The organism is Paraburkholderia silviterrae, assembly GCF_004353915.1.
Taxonomy (GTDB): Bacteria; Pseudomonadota; Gammaproteobacteria; order Burkholderiales; family Burkholderiaceae; genus Paraburkholderia; species Paraburkholderia silviterrae.
Map to the genome: position 1 here is coordinate 1 of NZ_SMRP01000071.1, position 2,241 is coordinate 2,241.

General features: G+C 62.0%; 4 protein-coding genes. 2 read left to right on the forward strand and 2 right to left on the reverse strand.

The window, feature by feature from the left end; genetic code table 11:
• Positions 1 to 163, forward strand: a 163-nt coding sequence (locus EYW47_RS40525) for a LuxR C-terminal-related transcriptional regulator (protein ID WP_240764150.1), incomplete at its 5' end; no start/stop codon positions are given.
• A 33-nt stretch (positions 164 to 196) separates the two neighbouring features.
• On the opposite strand, the gene EYW47_RS40530 is transcribed toward EYW47_RS40525, so the two are convergent.
• Together EYW47_RS40530 and EYW47_RS42770 are read right to left on the reverse strand one after the other, a co-directional pair.
• Entirely contained in the window at positions 197 to 796 is a 600-nt protein-coding gene (locus tag EYW47_RS40530; protein ID WP_165976824.1) for a helix-turn-helix domain-containing protein, read from the reverse strand.
• A 255-nt stretch (positions 797 to 1,051) separates the two neighbouring features.
• Positions 1,052 to 1,714 carry a DUF3331 domain-containing protein gene (locus EYW47_RS42770; RefSeq protein WP_133200406.1) on the reverse strand — a complete coding sequence of 221 codons (663 nt, stop codon included), beginning with the start codon at positions 1,712 to 1,714 and terminating at the stop codon, positions 1,052 to 1,054.
• On the opposite strand from EYW47_RS42770, the gene EYW47_RS40540 reads away from it, so the two are divergent.
• On the forward strand, positions 1,703 to 2,241 hold a 539-nt coding region (locus EYW47_RS40540; protein ID WP_133200407.1), incomplete at its 3' end, for a response regulator transcription factor. The two genes, EYW47_RS42770 and EYW47_RS40540, sit on opposite strands and share 12 nt — an antisense overlap.

Genomic DNA, 2,241 nt, shown 5'->3' on the forward strand with positions numbered 1-2,241 from the left:
GGTGTTAAGCGGGCTGATGAACAAGCAGATCGCTGCGGAAATTCACCTGAGTGAAATCACCGTCAAAATCCACCGCGCGCAGATCATGAAAAAGATGGGCGTGCGCTCCGTTGCGGAACTGGCGCTCAAAGCCGCATCTCTAGGCATTCGGCCCGCGCGCTAGACGGGCACTGCACGAAATCTGCGTGCGCGGTATTCACTCCCGTCGATTCGGGGCAGCGTCGTCATCTGGGATACTCAGCTCGCAACATGCGCGCCGCCACTGGCCCGGTGGTATGCCGATGCGCGCGGCGAAGACGCGCGTGAGGTGGCTCTGGTCGGCGAAGCCACTCGCGCCGGCCACTTCGGCAAGGGTCATTTGCGGATTGCGCATCAGGCGCATGGCCAGATTCAGGCGCTGCGCCATAAGCCATCGATGCGGCGTCGTGCCGGTCGACTCGCGAAACGCGCGAACGAAATGATTGACCGAGAGTCCGCACTGAGATGCGATCGCATCGAGTCCGACGTCGTCGCCGACGTGCTCCAGCATGTATTCCCTCGCCCGCCGCAATTGCCACGGCGCGAGCACACCGCGCGCGGGCTCAGCATCGGCGCCAGTCCGCCCATAGGTGCTCGACACGTACTCGTGCAGCGCAAGCACGAGGTGGCGAGTGAATCCTTCACTCGGGGGGTGCTGCCCTTCCAGTGCGGGCGCCAGCAACGCATTGAGTTGCCGGATGACCGCGTCGTCGCCGTCATTCGGCCACGGACCGTCCACCCCATCCTCATCGTCCACCATACACGACTCGTTCGACATGCCCTCGCTCCATCGCTTCGTATTCGCGCACCCGAGCCGATCACGCCGGGCAAGGCTTGCGTCGCCTCTGCCCACTCGCCTTTTACACCACGGCTGAAAATCTACGGTCTGAGAAGCACAAGCGCCACCGTACCAATGCATACGCGTGATACCCCAAAGCGTGACGGACATATACTTTCGTATAACGCGGGCTACGCCAGGCGGCCGAACAATCTTCAGTAGTCCGGGCATGTTGGCACTGCGTGCTGCCGCGTATCAAAGCGCGTCAACGGAATCGACCAGGATCATACGATTACCGTTACGCAGTTGCCCCGCCCCACGAAGTCGCGGCCGGAAAACGCAATCGCCCCGCTCTATGAGACGCCCCGAGAGCGCGCATCGCCCACGGGTCCTCGCTTTGCTTACGGTCCACGTTTGTTCTTCGTAGTTGCAGCTCGTCGCGTCGTGCCACGAAAGCGAAATGGCGGCGTTGTCAAGCCACTCGAGTATCACAATGGTCGGCAAGGCCGAAAGGTCGTCGGAGCACGCGCGGGCTTGCCAGTGCGCGCGCTCCCCTGGCGCGTCGGGCCGCACCGCATCCTCGCCCCCAGCAAGGCACGAAGCTCTCGCCAGGGTGCTCAGTGTATGTGTCCACACCACATTGGTTTCGCGTTGCATGGTGTCCTCCGGTGGGTCGCTCGCGCCTGTGTCAGTATGTGCAAGCCGCCGTCTACACGATTGGACGAAATCATCGCGGGTTTTCCAAAAGTGACTTTCCGCGTCTGCACATGACCCGGCGACACAGTGGCGTCGCCTCACCGATTGAGTGGCTACAATGGCGCTCCGCGCATTGAGATGGCTCTTCTGCCCATGTCGCTTCAAGCGAGATTGTGGCCGGCATCCACGGCGAAAAGCGTTCAATCCCGAATGGTCGAGCATTCAATGGTGAATCCCGAAACACCGGTGGTCTATGTCGTCGACGATGACGAGCCGATGCGTGACGGTCTGGACAGGCTGCTGCGCTCCGTAGGCCTGCGCACCGAGCTGTTTGCCACGCCCGAGGCATTCCTTGCCGCGCACCGCCCGGATGTCCCGGGTTGCCTCGTCCTCGACGTGCGCCTGCGCGGCACGAGCGGGCTGGCATTGCAACAAGAGATCGCACGCCTCGGCGTCGAGCTGCCCATCATCTTCATGACGGGCTATGGCGACATTGCGATGTCGGTAAGGGCCATGAAAGCCGGCGCCCTCGACTTCCTTGCCAAGCCGTTTCGCGATCAGGATATGCTCGACGCGGTCGCCAATGCGCTCGCGCGGGATCGTGAGCGGCGCGTGCGCGACGCGACGCTGTGCACACTACGCGATGCATACAAGTCCCTTACGATTCGCGAAAAGGAAGTGCTCGGTCTGGTGTTAAGCGGGCTGATGAACAAGCAGATCGCTGCGGAAATTCACCTGAGTGAAATCAC